The organism is Bacillus sp. LSHTCR4 (genome assembly GCF_057197025.1).
In genome coordinates, this window is record NZ_JBXUNO010000001.1 from 1,941,185 (window position 1) to 1,959,801 (window position 18,617).

The window sequence follows — 18,617 nt, forward strand, 5'->3', positions numbered from 1 at the left end:
GGGTGAAAAACATAAAATAGGTAAATTTACAGGACGTTCACTCTAGAATTTGTGATTCTCTTTCCTCTTTTTTTCGAGTAAAATCTCATCTACACAAAAAATGCCAATTCCTAAGTAGTAGCTAAGGAATTGGCATTTTTTTAAAGAGAATGCTTTATGAATAAACGGCTTGCTTCTTCTGGTACATAGAACTTACCATTGCTTTCTACAACAACACTTCCTAATTCATAATCTTTATTCTTAATACGAATTATATTTTTGTTAACAAATAATTGAGCTGTTACATTATTATGTTTTACTACGAGTACAGGGTTCGCTACATCAGTTTTATCTATTGTTACAGTTGCACCATTCTGCTTAAAAGCTAATTTACTCTCTACAAACAATTTTTTTGTTACTTCTTCTAAGTTAAAGCCCATCGCTTTCGCCATCGTCTTTGCAACGTCCGTGTTGTGAATTAATCCAGATGGATTTTGAGGACCATATGAATATAAAAATACATCCTCACCTGTATGCCCTCCTGTTGTAAAGCCTATGTTCGCACGGTTAGCCAACAATGTAGTAAAAATTGGACCTACATCTATTTTCTTTTTAGCCGCTTGTAACCTTTCTTTTTCATCATAAGTTAAATGATCCAAGCCATATAACTTAGCTACATCTTCTACATTTGATAAATCAGATTTCAAATTATTTATAGTCCCTTCAAGAGTCATTTTCGCTTTTTTCAATGGATCAATGTATGCAGAGACCGGCGTAATATTATAACCTTTTGTCGTATTCATATTCCCTATAGAAATACCGCTGTTACCATGGTCAGCTACGGCGATTAGCATCGTATTACCATCTTTTTTTGCAAATTTTAATGCTTCTGCAACTGCATTATCAAATGCTAACACATCACTAATTATCCCAATTGGATCATTGACATGAGCTGCCCAGTCTGGCTTACTTCCCTCTACAAACAAAAAGAAACCATTTTTATCTTTTGATAACACTTGAATTGCTTTTTCCGTCATTTGAGAAAGTGTTGGTTGCTTTGGATTTGTTGCTTCACGATCCATATCAAACGCTAAGGCATTATGTGAGAAAGAGCCCCAAATTTTATTAGATTTAGAGCCTAATAATGCTTCTTTCGTTTCAACAAAGTCGTACCCTTTATTTTGAATCACTTTTACTAAATCTTCACCATCTTTTCGAATCCCACTATCTGTCTCGGGTAGAAGCACCGCTTTTCCCCCGCCTAATACGATATCTATATTTTGATACACTTGTTGCTCTGCAATTATGTCAAAATGCTTGCGGTTGACATGATGAGCAGAGAACCCGGCCGGAGTAGCATGCTGAATTTCAGCTGTAGCAACAATTCCAGTTGCGCGACCTGTACGTTTGGCACCTTCTAAAACATTGGCAACTGGCCGTAACTTGTCCTCTTCTTTTATTGGTTTTAAACCAGGTGTACTTACAGTAGAAGGTAATACACCTACATATCCTGAATTCGATTTATTCCCAGTCGCTAAAGCTGTAGCTGCTGGGGCTGAGTCTGTTATAGCTGATTCCGCCGAATATGTACGAACTCCTCCTGTTACAATTTCATCTAATGCAAGTGGTTTCCCTTTATACAAGCGAGCTAATGTGGTTGCTGAAGAACTCGTTCCGTCCATAACCATTATGATTACATTTTTCGGTTGACGTTCTACTTTTTTCACTTTAGCTTCCACCGAATGATCATTCATCATGCTTACAGTACAGAACATACTTAGTGTGATTGTTCCTACTAACAGTAACCTCTTCATAAGTAAACTTAAATTCGACATTGTTCTTCCTCCGTAAATATACAAAAAGATAATTTTCTTTTACATTCCACAACTTATATATGTTTTATTAGTCCCCAATTTCCATGAAGCTAACAATCATTACCTTCACTTTCTTTTATTTAAAAAGCAACGGTACATATCATAGCTTTTTATTTTCAAATAATTAGAAGCCAAACCTCTTTTATAAAAATGTCTTATCATTCTCTTCACTAACATATATTTATCAATAAAAATCCGATTGAAATAAATAAAGTTTTATTGTTAAACAATAAATTTTATGTTAAATTAAAAGGATAATTTAAAAATGAGGTGCTTTTTATGAAACAAGGATCAACACTCTTTTTAAAGATAGCTATTATCCTTATCGGTATTCCTGTTTTCGCTTTTTGTATATTTTTAATTCCTAACATCGGGAATTATGCAGCGGAATTGTATCCCGATATTGCATATATAAAATATCTTGTTTTAATCAATCTATATGCAACGGTGATACCTTTTTATTTCGCTCTATACGAAGCCTTTAAACTTGTAAGCTACATTGACAAAGGTAATGCCTTCTCGAAATTATCTGTTAGCGCTTTAAAAAAGATCAAGCAATGCGCTGTTACAATTTGTATATTATATATAGTAGGCATGCCACTCTTCTATCTTGTAGCAGAGAGAGATGACGCACCTGGTATTATTATAATTGGCATGATCCTAATCTTTGCTTCAATGGTAATCGCGGTCTTTGCTGCCGTTCTCCAAAGACTATTAAAAGATGCGATAGATATAAAATCAGAAAATGATTTAACGGTCTGAGGTGAATAATATGGCAATTATTATTAATATTGATGTAATGTTAGCGAAAAGAAAAATGAGTGTAACAGAGCTTTCGGAGAAGGTTGGAATTACAATGGCTAACCTTTCTATTTTGAAAAACGGAAAAGCAAAAGCAGTTCGGTTTTCAACTTTAGAAGCTATTTGTAAAGCATTAGAATGCCAACCTGGAGATATTTTAGAATATCGCCCTGAAGATACCGAATAAAAAGAGTCCTTCATACGAGAAGGACTCTTTTTATTTGGTATTACGGCGCAAAACTAATTTGACCAGTAAACAATAAGATAATTGCGATGATCCAAAATATAAAGAATGATGAGGACAGTAGTAATGAAAGAATAGCAATCCCCTTCTTCTCTGTTTTTTTCGTCATTGTAATGATAGAAAGTATGATACCTACAACTGTGAGAGCAACTGTAATATAATCTCCCACTATATTACCTACATTTGCTATCCTTGTCGGTGTTATAAAAACGAACAGAAAGCATAAAATGCCAATGAGTAAAGATATATAGCTTATTTTACTGTACTTCTTTTTAGGAACTAGTTCAGTTTTCATACTAACCCATCCCTTCTATATAGCTATGAGTTCATATTAGCACAAATAACCATAATTTAGTTAAAAAAAGCAGATACAGCGGAAACTCCCGCTGTATCTGCTTTTTATTTAATAACTAAACCTGCTATTTCTTCTTTATCATTATAAGTTATGATAAAGGTACGTTGTTCTTTACTATATTTCGCCACAAGAATAACCGTATATAAACCATCGTTTTCTTCAATCGATTGTTTTTCAATTTTTTCGAACGTACCAGCTTTCTCGATTATAGGGGTGAGATCTTTCATCTTTTCTTCTGGCAATGCAGCTGTCATTTTACTATCAAATTTCTCATGCACTTCTTTATACTTTGCCTCATTTAATAATGATACAATTTCTTCCGCTTTCGGAATAAATTTTTTAGACGTACTTTCATCTACTTTATTACCGGTACATGCTGCAAGTGCGAATACCGCGATAGCACTTATAATAATAAGTAACATTTTTCTCATTTTCATACACCCTTTCTTTTTAAAATGAAACTATAACTAAAAGTGAGTAAAGCACAAATTGCTATTGAAACTTCCGACGTAATGATCCCGCTTTTCCCTGGTACATATAGAGAAATAATGCCTGCCAATGCATTTACAGCCCCATGGATGAGGATTGCATATACTACATAACGAAATTTCTTTTGGACGACAGCTTGCAATATAATGAAGGAAAGCCCAATATGCAATACCATCGCAAAGATTCGCTCAATACCACCAAGATAATAGCTGTCACCGTTTTGAATGACTGTTTGAGACAATAATAAGGACAAGACCGGGACACCAACTATCAGCACCGCTTCAATACCACCATGCCCTGCTCCAAATAAAAAACCAGACTGCCAATCTCGTTGCTTCATAAAATAACGCATTGCGATAAAACGAGCTGTCTCTTCAAAAATTCCAGCTGATATACTAAGTAAAACTGCAAATAGTATAGGCTGCATAACGGAAAACATTTGAAAATCTGTGCTAGTTCCATTTAAATAATTTAGTATTGGTATGCGAATCAATATTTGTGATACAACAAAAGCCAATACCCCTAACATATATGGAATATAGCGTTTCTTCCAAAAAGCATATAAAAGTGCAATAAGCGGTAAACCAAAGCTAATCATTGTTGTAAAAATAAGACCATTCATCTCGCTTCACCTCTTACTTGAAGTGTATAAAATCGAGCGAAGAAAGTATGTAGTTATTTCTTATTCGGTTTCATTTTCATCATAGATGGTCATTTCATCTCTTTTAATATAAATGTTTGCGTGAAATAAGGACTTACATAAGTTGTTTCTAACGTCGCATTATTTGTTTTATTTATGATCCGTTTTAACGAAAATAGCCCGTACCCTCTAGCCCCTTCTTTACTTGAATGATTTTTCTCATAAATTTTTTGCAAATCAATCGCTTCACCCTTCGAACTATTACGCACGATAAAATATTGCCTTGCATTCATTTCAAAGAACGCGATTTGCAATATCTTCTCCTCACTTTGTACTGCTTCTTCAATTGCATTATCTACTAAAACTGAAATGATGCGAATAAATGAAATAATCGTCATTGAAACACGTTCAATGTTCTCTGGTATATCAAGCATTACTTTTATTTGTTGCTGCTGGGCAGTGCCGACTTTCGCTCTTAATACACTTCTTACTTCAGGAATATGTATGCGAGATAATTTCGCAATATCAAGTTCATGATCATTTATTGATTTTAATGTAGGTGCGACAACATCATAATACACTTGCTCGATTTCTTTCACATTTTTTGTACGTATTCCCTCTTCTAACGATAGTAATACATTCATATAATCATGACGGAAACTAGCAAGCTCATCGTGCATATCCTCTAATTTCTCCACATAATCTAATAACTCTTTATCTAAACGTTTTTCATGCTCTTCTCGTAACTTTTCTTTCGATAAATGTGAGCTTATTAGTACAATGATTAGTAATAATAAAAAAATAATAATCGCTGAATTATAACTTACTTCACTGTATTGTTGATTTATTTTTGCTAAAAACTCAGTTGACGGCTGAGTTAAAATTAGTTCAATAATAAACCCGATCATTAATAATATATAAGTTATATAATATAACGGACTACCTACTATATATTGAGCAATTTTTTGAATTCTTTTACGCGCTACTAAAATACCGATAAGAGTAAGGATTGATACGATAAGATGAATCATGCTACCTGTCCATAAATATAAATTGAATGGCGTTAACATAAAAATTTTCATTCCTAAATCGAAAAGCAACATTTTCACTAACGTTATAATCACCATACTCACTAGTGCAAAATATACATTATGCTTAAATTTCAATTCATTTTGCATCAATCCTAAACTTATTAAAAATAACACAATCGTACTATTCAACTCTGGATATCTCGTTACTGTTACGACAATAGCAAGTAAAATAATGAATACCGCACTTAAAGCTATTAACATTTTAACTGACAATCTATTGTACCGGATTAATTGTATGTATAAAAACGTGTGACACATACTAGTAAGCAGTATTGCAAATAAATCATAAATATACATTACATCTCACCCTTTAATATGTTACGTACTTTACTCACTAAACGACGTGATACCGGAATACGTTTCCCGCTGTTTAAAACTAACATTTTTTGCTGCGCATCGTAAGAAGACATTTGCTTCGTATTCACGATATATGATTGATGACAACGCAATAAACATTCATCGATTATTTCAATTTCCTTTAAAGTTCCATAAAAATAAACGATTCGATCTAACGTCACTAATGCTAACCGGTGCGGTTCATCAGTCATAACATATTCAACTTCATGAAAAGGAACCCGCACAGTGGCATTACTATTTTCAACGATAAAGTCATCAGACGGTATACTATGCTTATTTCTTGCTTCATATTGAAGTAAACATTGTTCAAAAACTTTATATCTCTCCTCGTATGGCAACCCTTTATCAATGAAAGTTAAAGCTGCTACCATGTATTGATACGAAATAGGTGCAAATTCAGAGTGCGTCGTTACAAACACAATAATTCCTTGCGTATCATACTTTCGTATTTCTTGCGCCACGTGTAACCCTTTTCGCTCTTCTCTTTTTATCTCTATATCTAAAAAATAGATTGGGACATACTTCGCCTTTGGAATGTTAGTAATAATGTTTTCACTCTTACTAGTTACCTCAATAAAATCAAAAGGCAACCTATATTTCTCACAAATCTCTTCAACTAACCGCTTCATTTGCTGCGCTTGTATGACATCATCTTCTAAAATAAAAATACTCATGTGATCACTCGCTTTATTGGAATCTTTTCATCTATAGATTTATCTATGGATATATAATTCAAATCGTTATACTAATCTCCTTCTAAAGAATTGAAATAATTAATTTGCTGTTACATTGGAAAACCTCAACTTTTTAAGCAAAAAGTTGAGGTTTTCTTCAAACTACTTATAAAGAAATTTCCCATCATTCACTACCTTAAAAAATTCCGAGTAATGCGCTAAAGAATAATCTGCTACATCACAATTCCCTTGAAACATACAAGTTGAAATACCTAATTCTTTTGCAGGTATTAAATCTAACTCCCTATCCCCAATAGCTAAATCAATATTGTGCTTTTTATGTAGATGATCATAAGATAAAGAATTCGGTTTTCGGGGGAAGCCATCGTCAATTGTTACCATGTCTACGAAGTATTTATCCCAGCCGTAATGGTTTAATATAGATAATACACCCGCTCTATCTTTATGAGTCATAATTACATTTTTATCGGCAAACTTTAAAACCTCTTCCACCTTTTCAAATGGCTTTATATCTTCTATAGTAATTCGACTCTCTAATACATCAATTTCACTTAATTGTTTTTTAGATATTTTATAGTAATCAATTGCGTGAGAAAATGAAACTTTTAAATTTGTATAGATTTCTTCTTCACTTATTTCTTCTCCTAAAACTTGAGAAAGAACCTTTGTATAAACTGGATACGTATCAAATAACGTACCATCAAAATCCCATAAAATATTCATTCTATTCACCTTCTATTTTCAAATCATTTGATGATTAAATCCGCCCTATCCTTCGGCGATTCCGTTTCTAAATAATAATCCTCTGCCTTCCAATACCTATTCTCAAACTTTGAAAGTTTTTTCTGCGTTTCCTTACTCTCGCGCAGAAACCTTGTCTCTCTTGGACAATCCAAATACACCATATAATGAAAGAAATCTCTCCATTCTTTTCGCTGTAGAAAAACACCTTCAATTACTATTACACCTACTATGGGGATCTGTACTTTTTTCATTTCGCATGAATCTGTCTTATCATTATAGAACGGTAATTTCAGTTTTGTTTCGTTTTGCAACTTTTGAAAAAAATGCTGCCGAAGCCATTCAATATCCCATTGTAAATAATAGTACTCATACCATTCTTCATATTCAGTGTGATATCGTTTATTACGCTCTACTATAAGATCATCAATATGAAAAATATGAAACGGAATACTTTCTTGTTTCATATTTTCTTTTAAGTTTGTTACAAATGTTGTTTTTCCTGATCGACTTAAGCCATCTATACCTAAAATGAACCTATTTTCTTTATGCTTCTTCATAACATTTATTATTTCACTCATACTCATTACTTCTTCCACTCTTCTTTTAATAACGAGTATAAAATGGTATCATGAGCGACACCATTTTGAATCATATGTTTTCGAAGTAATCCTTCTTCTTGAAAGCCTGCTTTTGTTAACAACTTTTTAGAAGCTTTATTTTCTACATATACAACAGCTGCGATTCTTATAAGTTGCAACGTTTCAAACCCGTAAGCTAAAATTGCTTGTAATGCTTCGGATGCATACCCCTGTCCCCAATATGTATCATCTAATTCATAACCAATTTCAGCTCGTTTATGATGATTGTTTATTAGATGAAATCCGCACGTTCCGATTAATTGGCCCGTGCCCTTTTTCTCAATTCCCCAGCGAAATACAGTTCCCTCTTCATAACGATTTTTAAACGTTTGAATCGTTGTTTTCGCTTGATCAATATTTTCGAAAGAATCCATTCCGAAATAACGTATTACAGATTCTTTTGAAAAATAATGGAACATCGTTTCTGCATCTAACAGTGTAAGTTCTCTTAATCTTAAACGTTCTGTTTCTAGTTTTGGAAACCCCATCTCTTTTTCTCCTTCTATTCTAATGAACTGCAAATTTCAATATAATTCCCATCCGGATCTGCAATGTATGCAATTGTTTGTCCCCACGGTTTTACAATTGGTTCAACTAAAATCTTAATACCTTGCCCTCTGAATTGCTCAATCGTTTCTTGTACATTTTCAACAACGAATCCCAATTCAAAATGAAAAGATTGTAACTCGCCTTCTGTAAGTGGTAATCCTGTTAATTCTTTTACGTCTTGCCGCGTATTCATCGCTAATATGGTAGTCCCCGTATTAAATTCAATATATGTACCATGCTCTGCTTTTATCGGTAACTGTAATACATCTTTATAGAATCTTAAACATTCCTCAAACTCTTCTACATATAAAATGATGTACTTCATTTTTAAATTCATTTTACATCCCCCTTTATATCCATCCCTAAAATTTCGACAAAAGTCTCATAAAAACCTTGTTTCCTATAGTAACGAGCACAAAAAAATGAGGCCGATTTCTCGGCCTCCCAGCTTATTGGCATAAAACAGGAGATTTGGTTTGGACATAACCAGTTCGTACTCTTATTATATTTTATTTTTTCTGAATTTTAAATACATTAAACACCTATTTATATTGAGAAAGTTTTTTTGCTTGCATAAAATTAATGAGTTTAAGAAATGCTACAAATGGAGGTGTATACATATGGAACCAATGCTATGTCCAAGTTGTAAAACGAACCGTACTCGCTTTAATATTCTTGAGCAACAAGTAAAACCAGTCAAGTTAAATCCACAAACTGGTCAAGTAGAAGAAGAATACACAAATGAAACGATGAATGCTTTTCATATGGCTTATCAAGGACCTACATACAGAGTCCAATGTGCTGTATGTGGACTTGTTGAAAATCCTGAACAATTTATTAAACCTGCTCAAAATCAGTCTTTCTAATAATGTCATTACTATCCCTTTTAGAAATAGATTTTTCTATAAGGGATTTTTTCGTTATATACGGTAATAAAAAACGTATTTCTTCTTTATTATTATATGTTAAACTTCGTACTCTTTTGTTAATTTTCATAGAAGAGTAATGCATCAAGCAATGTTAATATATAGGATTCTGAATTATTTTAACTAGCTGTTTATTATTAATAATCCTTTCTTATTCATTTATGATTTTTCTTTAGATTATATAGTTAACTGGTAGTTCTACATCTTTATTGTTTAGTTTTTATTATATAAAAAAGAGTGAACAAATTACGTTTATATAGAGACAAAAGAAGTTGATTTTAATATTTCTTATTGCTCTCATCAACTTCTTTTAAACTCCGCTCTTTATTATAATATTTCACCTTTTAATTTCTTGATTTTCCAAGAGAGTCTTATAAAGAAGTACATCCACATACAACCTGAAAGACCTGTCATAACTTTCGCCCACATTGGCACCCTTGATTCCATCGGGCTTAAAAATAGGTTATACATTGATGGTAATATACTTGCTGATATAATAACAAGGAATAGCAATAACTCATTTAGCTTTTGTACCCTCGTCTCCTTTTCTGAGTATATATCAGGTAATTCATTTACCTCTTCTACCTCTTTACAAAAATAATTCCATCTTGTGAAACTTGTTACGCGTTTCCAACCTGACATTTCGTATATTTCGAAATACTCTTGTTGTTGTTCTTTCGAATCTTTATAAACCAATCTAAAATCAGCTTTGTATATTACATCTTTTGGCTCCGTTTTCTGAAACGTATACATTAAATTATATTTTTGTAACCCCCAACCTTGCTGATGCATCTTTCGTAAAAAAGCTTCTTCTTTTTCTAAATTCCATGCCGTAAAAAACTTAAATACCCTTTTTGTCTCCATCTTCCATTCACTCCCCTAATATACTATTCCCATTCCTTACAGATCTCTGCAACCTGTTATACTCTAGCTCTAATACTTCTTTACCAAGTAGCGTTAACTCATAGCACTTCTTTCTATCTGTTGAGGCAACTTCAACAATTAATTTCTCTTTTAATAACTTCGTCGTATTCCCGTATAAAGTTCCAGGACCGAGCTTTACTTCTCCATTTGTCATCTCTTCTACCAATTGCATAATTCCATATCCGTGCATTGGTTTCACTAGTGATAACAATATGTAATATGTTGCCTCAGTTAACGGAATATATTTTCTCGCTTTCGTATTCATTATAATCACCTCCGATACATCGCTTTCTGATATATCGACTCGCGATATATCGTATAACGATATTATATATTCACATTCCAAAATATGCAAGAGTATAATTTAATAATTGAATATTTATTTCTTTGAATTGAAAAACCATATAAATTTTCTGAATAATTTGTTAAAATATAGAAATATCCGTTTATATTTTGAAAGGAATGATACATATGATAAATAAATTGAAAGAAAATATAGGATCAGTTTTTGTAGGTAAAGAAAATGTTATCGATCTATTAATCGTTTCCTTGCTTGCTGATGGACATGTGCTTCTTGAGGATGTGCCTGGTACAGGGAAAACGTTACTTGCGAAAACACTTTCAAAAAGTATTGGTGGTAATTTTTCTCGCGTACAATTCACACCGGATGTACTTCCGAGTGATGTGACAGGTATTGAATATTTCAATCCGAAAACGAGCGAATTCGAGTTAAGACTTGGACCAGTCGTGGCAAACATTTTACTGGCAGATGAAATTAACCGTGCAATGCCGAGAACACAGTCTAGTTTATTAGAAGCGATGGAAGAACGACAAGTGACGCTTGAAAAGCAGTCAACTCCTCTTCCAAAACCGTTCTTTGTTATTGCGACGCAAAATCCAATTGAATCACAAGGAACGTTCCCCCTTCCAGATGCACAGCTTGATCGCTTTTTAATGACAATTTCTATAGGTTATCCGAATCCTGAAGATGAACTACAAATGATGCGACGTTTTCGTAACGATGCACCACTAGAAAATGTCACATCTATTATTACTTTAGATAATATTTTAGAGGCACAGAAACGAGTAAAAGAGATTTTCGTATCAGAACCGTTAGAACATTACATTATTAAACTTGCTCATGCTACGAGAAATCATGATTATATCGCAAACGGTGTAAGTCCACGTGCCTCACTTGCATTAGTACGTGCAGTTCAAGCACTAGCCTTTTTACGTGGAAGAAAATATTGCACACCAGAAGATATACAATTGTTAGTTCCTTCTGTTTGGAATCACCGTATCGTCTTATCAATGGAAGGCGCATTACGTACGACAAAAAATGAAATTATGCAAAAGATTTTAAAAGAGGTTGACGTACCAGTGGAGATTGAGCAAGCATGAATGGACAGCGCGTTGTAACTGTACCTTTATTTTTTCAACTTCATATTATTCAATTATCTGTTCCAGGCGCGATACTATTTACATTTTTTATGCCGCAACGAATCATTATGTTTTTCTTTTTCTTCTACTATTTATTTGCGATTTTCCTTTATAAATATGTCGCTTACATAGAGAAAAAGTTTCAAGTGATAAACGAGAAACAAACAACTCGTCTTTTCCCTGATGAATCTGGACAGCTTTTCATTCATTTAAAAAATGGAGCAAACATACCACTTGTTAATGGTATTTGTTATTTTCATTTAGACCCGTCCCTACTGCCGCATAAAGATCAAGGAATTGATCAAATATCGAAAACGTTATTCTCTTTTCCTTTTTCACAACCTGCTCATTCCATGCAAAAATGGGATTTAACATTAACCGCAACGAAGCGTGGCGTGTTTCAAATTGAACAGTTCGAATGTGCTTTGAAAGATCCTTTTCATTTATTATCTGTACATTTACCTGTATTTGATAAATTAAGAACTGAAATTATTGTGTATCCATCACCTAAAGAAGTAGCAGGTTTGCAAGAACTTCAGCAACTTTTAAATGGATCTTATCGAACGAATTTTTCTTTTTACAATGATGAAACATCTATTATCGGTGTGAAACGGTACGAACGTGAGTCTTTCCGTTCCATTCATTGGAAAGCATCTGCCAAAATGCAGGAATTACAAGCAAAGCAATATGAACCTGTTAAAAATTATAGTTGGACAATTTGTCTTTCATTAGCTGCTGATCGCGGGTTTGGTTGGAAAGATAATATAGAAGACCTTATTTCATTTGCAACATACATTTGTCAATATGCTACGAAGCATCAAATACCGTTTGAATTATTTATTAGTGTATTAGCTGAAGGTGGCCCTCTGCACTTACCATTAAATGAAGGACAAACACATTACGCAAAAGCTTTAGAGGAATTGGCACGTATTTCAGACGATAGCACACTAATTCCGAAACAAGGATTTCTCCATTATACAAATAGAAAAGGAGAACGATCGTCTACAATGATTTACATTGGCTTGCAGAAGAATGACCTCTCTCTTCTATCGCAACCTACGTTTCTCATAAATAACGAAGGGATGGTGGAAAAGCTTGAAAACTTGGCTCTATCACGTTAATGACTTTATTCTGCTGCTCCTCCTTTCGTTATTAACAGAAAGGGACGAACTTATAGCTATTACTATATTTTTAGCAACGAGCTATATTGCCGTATTTCTTATTCATAAATTAATGAAGAAAAAAACAACAGGATTTGTCATACTGTTAATGACTCAAATAATCGGTTGTTCTATTTTTCTCCCTTTCTCTCTATTTGGCACAATTATGTTACCGCTTTTCTTCTTTATCGTACATGTAGTTGGACCAGGATACCCAGTTCAAAAATCGTTAGGTGGTATTGTTTGGTTTGGTGTTTCAGCTATATTTTATGCGCCTTTTCCACCACTCGGGAAACTATTACTATTAGTTATACACATTATGATTACATTTTGGTTAACTGGAGCAAATCGTAATCAACAGTTATTACGTTTCGCTTCTATTATTACGATTGGTGTAATGAGTATATTAATTGTTCAAGTTTTTCCTTTTATTCGAGTTATTTTTAGTTTTATCATAGAAATAGTCGCATTAGGGGTCGGTTATATTATAAATCCGTTTCTCATAGCAGCTGAATTGAAAGATACTGAAGGAGTTTGGGCGAGTAAAGGTCATCTCTTAAAACCACAAATTGAAGATGGAAAAACACCTCCTGATTTTGATCCAACTCTTATAAATAGCATAACCATAATAGCCTGTGTAGCCATTGCTATTTACGTTGTTTGGAAAATAGTTAAAAAGCGAAAACAATTAATTTTACCAAATATACCTATCTTCGAATCTACTATCATCACTGATAAAGAAGGAATGAACCAAAAACGTTTGAAACGAAACAAACCGCCACATAACGAAATTCGAAAAGATATTTTTAAGCTTGAAAGTAAGTTAACTCCCCCTTTAAATAGAAATCGAGGAGAAACTATTGAGGCATGGTTAGATAGAATAAATAGTGAAGAAGATGTAAATATTCAGAGTCATATTATTATTAATGCTTATAATACAGTGCGTTATTCAAATGAGGAAAACACCGTACTTTTGTATGAATTTAAGGAAGAAATCCATAAACTCTATGCATATCAGAAGAGTTTAAAGAAAAGAAAGAAATAACACAACAAAAAGACTCCTATTTTCATAGGAGTCTTTTTATACTTCTACGTTACTTTTTAAATTGAGGCGTTTTTCCCTGCTTCAATCTCTAATGACTCTTCATGCCACCAAAGTGTTTCTTCAGGATCTTCTTTAGCAATTTGGTGTGCTTCTTTTTTCGATTCTACTGTAGGATATGAACCTTTTAGCGCACGTCCTGATGTTGTAACGAATAGTACACTAAATACGACTAATCCAATAATACTTACACCTGTTAAATAAAATGCCGGTGCGAGCGGGTTACCAGTCGCATGAACTAAGTATGAACATACAAGTGGTGTTGTTCCACCGAATATTGATACAGAAATATTAAATGAGATCGAAAGTGCTCGATAACGTACATCGGTGAAAAAGAGTGATGGTAATAATGACGGTAATGTTCCTTCATACACACTTAGGAAGAAACCTAATACGAAAATACCTGCAAATATAGCGGCAATATGTCCGTTACCTATTAGTAAAAATGCTGGAATTGCAAATACAGTTAAACCAAGTAAGCCGATTTGCACAACTCGTTTATTACCAATTTTATCACTTAATTTACCGAAATAAAGTGCTAGCGGAATCATAAGTGCCATCGTAATCGAAATAATTAATAAGCCAGTTGTTTCTTTGACTTTAAGTACTTGAGTTAGATAAGAAGGAATATACGAAAGAATCATATAATTCGTGATATTAAAGAAGGCGACAATTACTGTGCTTAATAAGAAGTCTTTTTTGTGATATTTCATAATATCCATAAATGAAAATTGTTCATTGTCTTCAGATTCCTCTTGTGCTTTTTCCATCTCTTCAAAAATGGGAGATTCATCTAAATGACGGCGTAAATATAAACCGACCAAACCAATTGGTGCAGCTATTAAGAATGGAATACGCCATCCCCAGCTGAGCATTTGCTCATCTGTTAACAATAACGTCAAAATGGTAACAATTACCGAAGCAGCAATGTAACCTGAGAGTGTTCCAATTTCAAGACCACTACCGAGTATACCACGCTTTTTATCTGGAGAAGATTCTGCGATATAAACCATTGCTCCTGAATATTCTCCGCCTGTAGAGAAGCCTTGAATCATTCGAGCAACTAAAAGTAGTATTGGTGCCCATACACCAATTTGTTCATAGGTTGGTAGTAATGCGATGAATAATGTAGAAAGTGCCATTAAAATAATAGTAGTACTTAACACGATTTTTCGGCCGTACTTATCTCCTATTCTACCAAAGAATACACCTCCGATTGGTCGAACGAGAAAGGCTGCTGCAAATGTACCGAATGTAAGTACAAGTTGCAATCCACTATTATCAACACCTGAGAAGAATAATTGACTTAAAATTACCGCTAAATACGCGTATAATCCGAAGTCAAACCACTCCATTGCATTCCCTATACCAGTAGCAACTACTGCTTTCCTGGCTTGTTTAGGATTGACAATATTAACGTCTTGAGGTTCAAAATTTAAATCATTATTTTGTTGCATATAATAAAACAGCTCCTTATTTAATTTAACTTCTTTAAGCACACCTTCTCTTATTGAATAAAATTAATTCGAAGCACTTAAGGAAAATTAACGTCTCCTTATCTGTTATTATTGTTTCACATAATTAATTATTTGTCCAATGAGATGCTCTCCAGGTTAAGTAATTTACTATTTTAAAAAGCTGAGGAAGCCGCTAAAATAGCGCCTTCTTCAGCTTTTTATATTTTTTTAAATACTTGCTGTAGCAGCTATGTTATGAATACAAGAAATAAACTCATAAGTGAATGCGTCAATTTCCTCTTTCGTAATAATATACGGCGGAAGTAATCGAATAATATTCCCTTGTGTTACATCGACTAACATTCCTTTATTCATTAACTCAATCTGTAATTTCTTCACATTTTCATTCGTGTCATTCACACTTATCCCAAACATCATCCCCGCATGACGCACTTCCTGAATATAATAAGAATTTTCTTTCTGAATGTCTTGCAGTTTGTCATTCAAATATAGTGACGTTTCATAAGCTTCTTGCATTAACCCATCATCAAGTAATGTATTTAATACCGTTAATCCTAAAGCCGTCCCCATTGATGAATGAGCAAATGTTGTGCCGTGATCTCCTGGCGCAAATACACCACATAACCTTTCACCTACAATAATTCCGCCAAGTGGTATCCCGCCTCCTGCTCCTTTACCAATTTGAATAATATCTGGTGTAATATTGAAATTTTGATAAGCGAATAGTTTTCCTGTCCTCCCCATACCACTTTGAACTTCATCAACGATAAGTAGTACATTATATTTCTCACATAAGTTTTGAACACCATGTAAATATTCACCCGATAATGGATAAATTCCCCCGCTTCCTAATACAGGTTCTAACATAATTGCAATTGGATTTTCATGAATAATTGTTTCTTCTAATCGCTCTATATTCTCGCGCTCAACTTCATATACCGGAATCGATGTTTTAGGAAAATTTTGATACACACTTTCTTGTCTCGTAAAATGAAGTGCTCCTAACGTACGCCCGTGGAAACTGTTTTTCAGCACTACGATTCCTTCACGTTCTTCATGCGTAATAGCTCTATATTTATCAATTAATTTCAACGTTGTTTCTGTCGCTTCCGTACCAGAGTTTGTAAAAAAGACCTTTCCGTTTTTTAAAGAGCAATCAACTAATTTCTTTGCATATTCAATCGCAACTGGATTTAAAAAATGAAACGGTAGATGCAACGACTTCGTAACTTGATCCATTGTTGTTTGTACGATTTTCGGGTGATTGTATCCTAATACATTTACTCCGACACCAGAAAATAAATCTATATACTCTTTACCATCCACATCATACAGCTTACACCCTTCTCCTCTTTCTATCGCAAGCTTTGTACGACAGTACGTTGACATCATATACTCTTTATCTAATTGAAACCAATCCGACATGTTACATTCCTCCTAGTTATTTTCCCTGTTTTATTTATGTTCATTTTCTATAAAGTCATGTATAAATTCATTTTTAAGATTGAAATTTTAATAGTAATGTTCTTCCCGATATTCATTTTTCCATAATTTCTTCTATTTCAACAGGTCCACTACATACGCGTTTTTCTCATCTAGCGGTCTGTAACTAGTTTGAACTTAGCGTGTTATACATAATCAAGGCTATAAAATCATATTTAGTAACAATGGACGAAAAAGATTTGGAGGCTATATTGATGAATGAAAACTATGATAAACAGAGGCAATCTTTACTAGGGAAAGACTTTAATGATAATGGAGAACGTAATGGAGAACGTAATGAACAAGCTATACTTCACTCTCAAACAGTTGGTTCACGTGGACCTGTTCTAGAGCAAGATAGTGTGCTTCACGAGACGTTACAAGAATTTATTCACGAAAAAATTTTAGAAAGACCTGTTCATGTAAAAGGATTTGGTGCGTTCGGTTATTTTCAAACAATCTATCCAATGCCCGAACATACTAAACTAAATTTCCTACAAAATGCTAATGAGAAAGTTCCCGTTATGGTGCGATTTTCATTAGCTGTTAGCACGAAAGGAACTCCTGATACTGCTAGAAATGTACGCGGTTTTTCTACAAAATTTTATACAAAAGAAGGTATTTTCGATCTATTATGTAATCACATTCCTGTCTTTTCTGTTCGCGATCCGATGCGTTTCCCTGAAACAATTCAAGCGTTGTCACCTTCACCTAAAAATAATTTAATAGACCCTAATAGATTTTGGAGTTTTGTCGCTAGAGCACCTGAATCCATACATTTCGTTGTGCGTTTGTACTCTGATAATGGTACGGTCAAAAGCCTTCGCCACATCCCAGGACATAGTGTAAATACATATGTTTGGAAAAATGCAGAAGGCAATCGAAAGTATGTAAAGTATCATTGGTACCCATTTGAAGGTGTACAATTCATTACTAGTGAGGAAGCAAATAAACTGGCTGCTGAAAACCCAGATTATAGCGGGAAAGATTTATATGATGCAATTGCAAATGGTAAACCTGTGGAATATGGTTTATATGTCCAGCTCATGGACCCGAAAGATGAAGCGCATCTTTCTTATGACCCTCTAGATGATACAAAAGTATGGGATGAAAAGGTGTATCCTCTTATACCAGTAGGCAAAATGGTATTAAATAAAAACCCTGAAAATTATATGGAACAAATAGAAAAAGTCGCTTTCTCCCCTTCTAATTTACTAGACGGTGCTGAATTATCAGATGATAAAATGTTGCAAGGACGTGCGAATATTTATAGTGATTCTCAAAGAAGAAGAATTGGTCCCGAATTTCGGAAATTAACGATTAACAAGCAACAAAATTGGACACCTGCTAATCAAATAACGAGCGGTGACGGAAGATACGTTGAAGGTAAAATTGAAAGAACTTCAATAACGAAACAAGATGACTTTACGCAGGCTGGTGAATTTTATACGAAGTTAAAACCGATAGAAAAAGAACATCTTGCTGAAAACTTAGCTAGTGATTTGAAAGTTATATCCGATGATATTAGGAAAATAGTTTTGGAGTATTTCAATCAAGTATCAACTGATTTAAAAACAAGCATTGAGACAAAAATGAAAGAGCATTAAGAAGATTAAAACATGCTTTACGAATGAGAATTCAAATCTATA

21 protein-coding genes are annotated in these 18,617 nt (G+C 33.7%); 7 read left to right on the plus strand and 14 right to left on the minus strand.

Annotated features, from left to right (window positions below; all coding sequences use genetic code 11):
• Positions 1-140 precede the first annotated feature (140 nt).
• Entirely contained in the window at positions 141-1,814 is a 1,674-nt protein-coding gene (locus AC2CGR_RS10035; RefSeq protein WP_131102449.1) for an alkaline phosphatase, read from the minus strand.
• A gap of 318 nt (positions 1,815-2,132) precedes the next feature.
• On the opposite strand from AC2CGR_RS10035, the gene AC2CGR_RS10040 reads away from it, so the two are divergent.
• The gene (locus AC2CGR_RS10040) at positions 2,133-2,615 is read left to right on the plus strand and encodes a DUF2975 domain-containing protein (protein ID WP_029438765.1); all 483 of its coding nucleotides are present in this window, start codon (positions 2,133-2,135) and stop codon (positions 2,613-2,615) included.
• A gap of 10 nt (positions 2,616-2,625) precedes the next feature.
• A complete protein-coding gene (locus AC2CGR_RS10045; RefSeq protein ID WP_000974625.1) occupies positions 2,626-2,841 on the plus strand; it encodes a helix-turn-helix domain-containing protein in 216 nt (71 codons plus the stop codon).
• Between the two features lie 40 nt (positions 2,842-2,881).
• Here AC2CGR_RS10045 and AC2CGR_RS10050 read toward each other — a convergent pair whose 3' ends face one another.
• The 9 genes from AC2CGR_RS10050 to AC2CGR_RS10090 form a co-directional block, all read right to left on the minus strand.
• Complete coding sequence (locus tag AC2CGR_RS10050) at positions 2,882-3,193, minus strand: hypothetical protein (protein WP_087964505.1); 312 nt, start codon at positions 3,191-3,193, stop codon at positions 2,882-2,884.
• Positions 3,194-3,297: 104 nt separating this feature from the next.
• Entirely contained in the window at positions 3,298-3,684 is a 387-nt protein-coding gene (locus AC2CGR_RS10055; protein WP_087964506.1) for a DUF3887 domain-containing protein, read from the minus strand.
• 2 nt (positions 3,685-3,686) lie between these two features.
• Positions 3,687-4,364, minus strand: coding sequence for a YhfC family intramembrane metalloprotease (locus AC2CGR_RS10060; RefSeq protein ID WP_087964507.1), 678 nt, complete (start codon positions 4,362-4,364; stop codon positions 3,687-3,689).
• Positions 4,365-4,453: 89 nt separating this feature from the next.
• Complete coding sequence (locus AC2CGR_RS10065) at positions 4,454-5,770, minus strand: GHKL domain-containing protein (RefSeq protein WP_131102452.1); 1,317 nt, start codon at positions 5,768-5,770, stop codon at positions 4,454-4,456.
• Positions 5,770-6,504, minus strand: coding sequence for a response regulator transcription factor (locus tag AC2CGR_RS10070; protein WP_484480785.1), 735 nt, complete (start codon positions 6,502-6,504; stop codon positions 5,770-5,772). The genes AC2CGR_RS10065 and AC2CGR_RS10070 overlap by 1 nt, the downstream gene beginning before the upstream one ends.
• Positions 6,505-6,666: 162 nt before the next feature.
• On the minus strand, positions 6,667-7,248 hold the full coding sequence (locus AC2CGR_RS10075; protein ID WP_087964510.1) for an HAD-IA family hydrolase: 582 nt from the start codon (positions 7,246-7,248) through the stop codon (positions 6,667-6,669).
• A gap of 23 nt (positions 7,249-7,271) precedes the next feature.
• Positions 7,272-7,853: a kinase gene (locus AC2CGR_RS10080; RefSeq protein ID WP_270185032.1), complete on the minus strand. Its 582-nt coding sequence runs from the start codon at positions 7,851-7,853 to the stop codon at positions 7,272-7,274.
• Positions 7,853-8,395 carry a GNAT family N-acetyltransferase gene (locus AC2CGR_RS10085; protein ID WP_087964512.1) on the minus strand — a complete coding sequence of 181 codons (543 nt, stop codon included), beginning with the start codon at positions 8,393-8,395 and terminating at the stop codon, positions 7,853-7,855. The genes AC2CGR_RS10080 and AC2CGR_RS10085 overlap by 1 nt, the downstream gene beginning before the upstream one ends.
• 14 nt (positions 8,396-8,409) lie before the next feature.
• Positions 8,410-8,793 carry a VOC family protein gene (locus tag AC2CGR_RS10090; RefSeq protein ID WP_131102458.1) on the minus strand — a complete coding sequence of 128 codons (384 nt, stop codon included), beginning with the start codon at positions 8,791-8,793 and terminating at the stop codon, positions 8,410-8,412.
• Between the two features lie 283 nt (positions 8,794-9,076).
• Between AC2CGR_RS10090 and AC2CGR_RS10095 the strand changes: the two genes are divergently transcribed.
• Positions 9,077-9,322, plus strand: a complete 246-nt coding sequence (locus AC2CGR_RS10095; RefSeq protein WP_000433609.1) for a hypothetical protein — start codon at positions 9,077-9,079, stop codon at positions 9,320-9,322.
• 387 nt (positions 9,323-9,709) lie between these two features.
• Here the strand turns inward: AC2CGR_RS10095 and AC2CGR_RS10100 are convergent, their stop codons facing one another.
• Together AC2CGR_RS10100 and AC2CGR_RS10105 are read right to left on the minus strand one after the other, a co-directional pair.
• Entirely contained in the window at positions 9,710-10,246 is a 537-nt protein-coding gene (locus AC2CGR_RS10100) for a DUF2812 domain-containing protein (protein WP_270185030.1), read from the minus strand.
• A 7-nt stretch (positions 10,247-10,253) separates the two neighbouring features.
• Entirely contained in the window at positions 10,254-10,571 is a 318-nt protein-coding gene (locus tag AC2CGR_RS10105) for a PadR family transcriptional regulator (RefSeq protein ID WP_087964515.1), read from the minus strand.
• Between the two features lie 206 nt (positions 10,572-10,777).
• Between AC2CGR_RS10105 and AC2CGR_RS10110 the strand changes: the two genes are divergently transcribed.
• The 3 genes from AC2CGR_RS10110 to AC2CGR_RS10120 are packed head-to-tail and all read left to right on the plus strand — an operon-like array spanning position 10,778 to position 13,951.
• Complete coding sequence (locus tag AC2CGR_RS10110) at positions 10,778-11,707, plus strand: AAA family ATPase (protein ID WP_131102460.1); 930 nt, start codon at positions 10,778-10,780, stop codon at positions 11,705-11,707.
• The gene (locus tag AC2CGR_RS10115; RefSeq protein ID WP_087964518.1) at positions 11,704-12,867 is read left to right on the plus strand and encodes a DUF58 domain-containing protein; all 1,164 of its coding nucleotides are present in this window, start codon (positions 11,704-11,706) and stop codon (positions 12,865-12,867) included. The genes AC2CGR_RS10110 and AC2CGR_RS10115 overlap by 4 nt, the downstream gene beginning before the upstream one ends.
• A complete protein-coding gene (locus AC2CGR_RS10120; protein ID WP_484480786.1) occupies positions 12,842-13,951 on the plus strand; it encodes a DUF4018 domain-containing protein in 1,110 nt (369 codons plus the stop codon). The genes AC2CGR_RS10115 and AC2CGR_RS10120 overlap by 26 nt, the downstream gene beginning before the upstream one ends.
• Before the next feature lie 56 nt (positions 13,952-14,007).
• On the opposite strand, the gene AC2CGR_RS10125 is transcribed toward AC2CGR_RS10120, so the two are convergent.
• Positions 14,008-15,465 (minus strand): MFS transporter, encoded by a 1,458-nt coding sequence (locus tag AC2CGR_RS10125; protein ID WP_001977358.1) that lies wholly within the window; start codon positions 15,463-15,465, stop codon positions 14,008-14,010.
• Positions 15,466-15,693: 228 nt separating this feature from the next.
• Complete coding sequence (locus AC2CGR_RS10130; protein WP_484480787.1) at positions 15,694-16,911, minus strand: aspartate aminotransferase family protein; 1,218 nt, start codon at positions 16,909-16,911, stop codon at positions 15,694-15,696.
• 272 nt (positions 16,912-17,183) lie between these two features.
• Between AC2CGR_RS10130 and AC2CGR_RS10135 the strand changes: the two genes are divergently transcribed.
• Complete coding sequence (locus AC2CGR_RS10135; protein WP_484480788.1) at positions 17,184-18,575, plus strand: catalase; 1,392 nt, start codon at positions 17,184-17,186, stop codon at positions 18,573-18,575.
• Positions 18,576-18,617 lie beyond the last annotated feature (42 nt).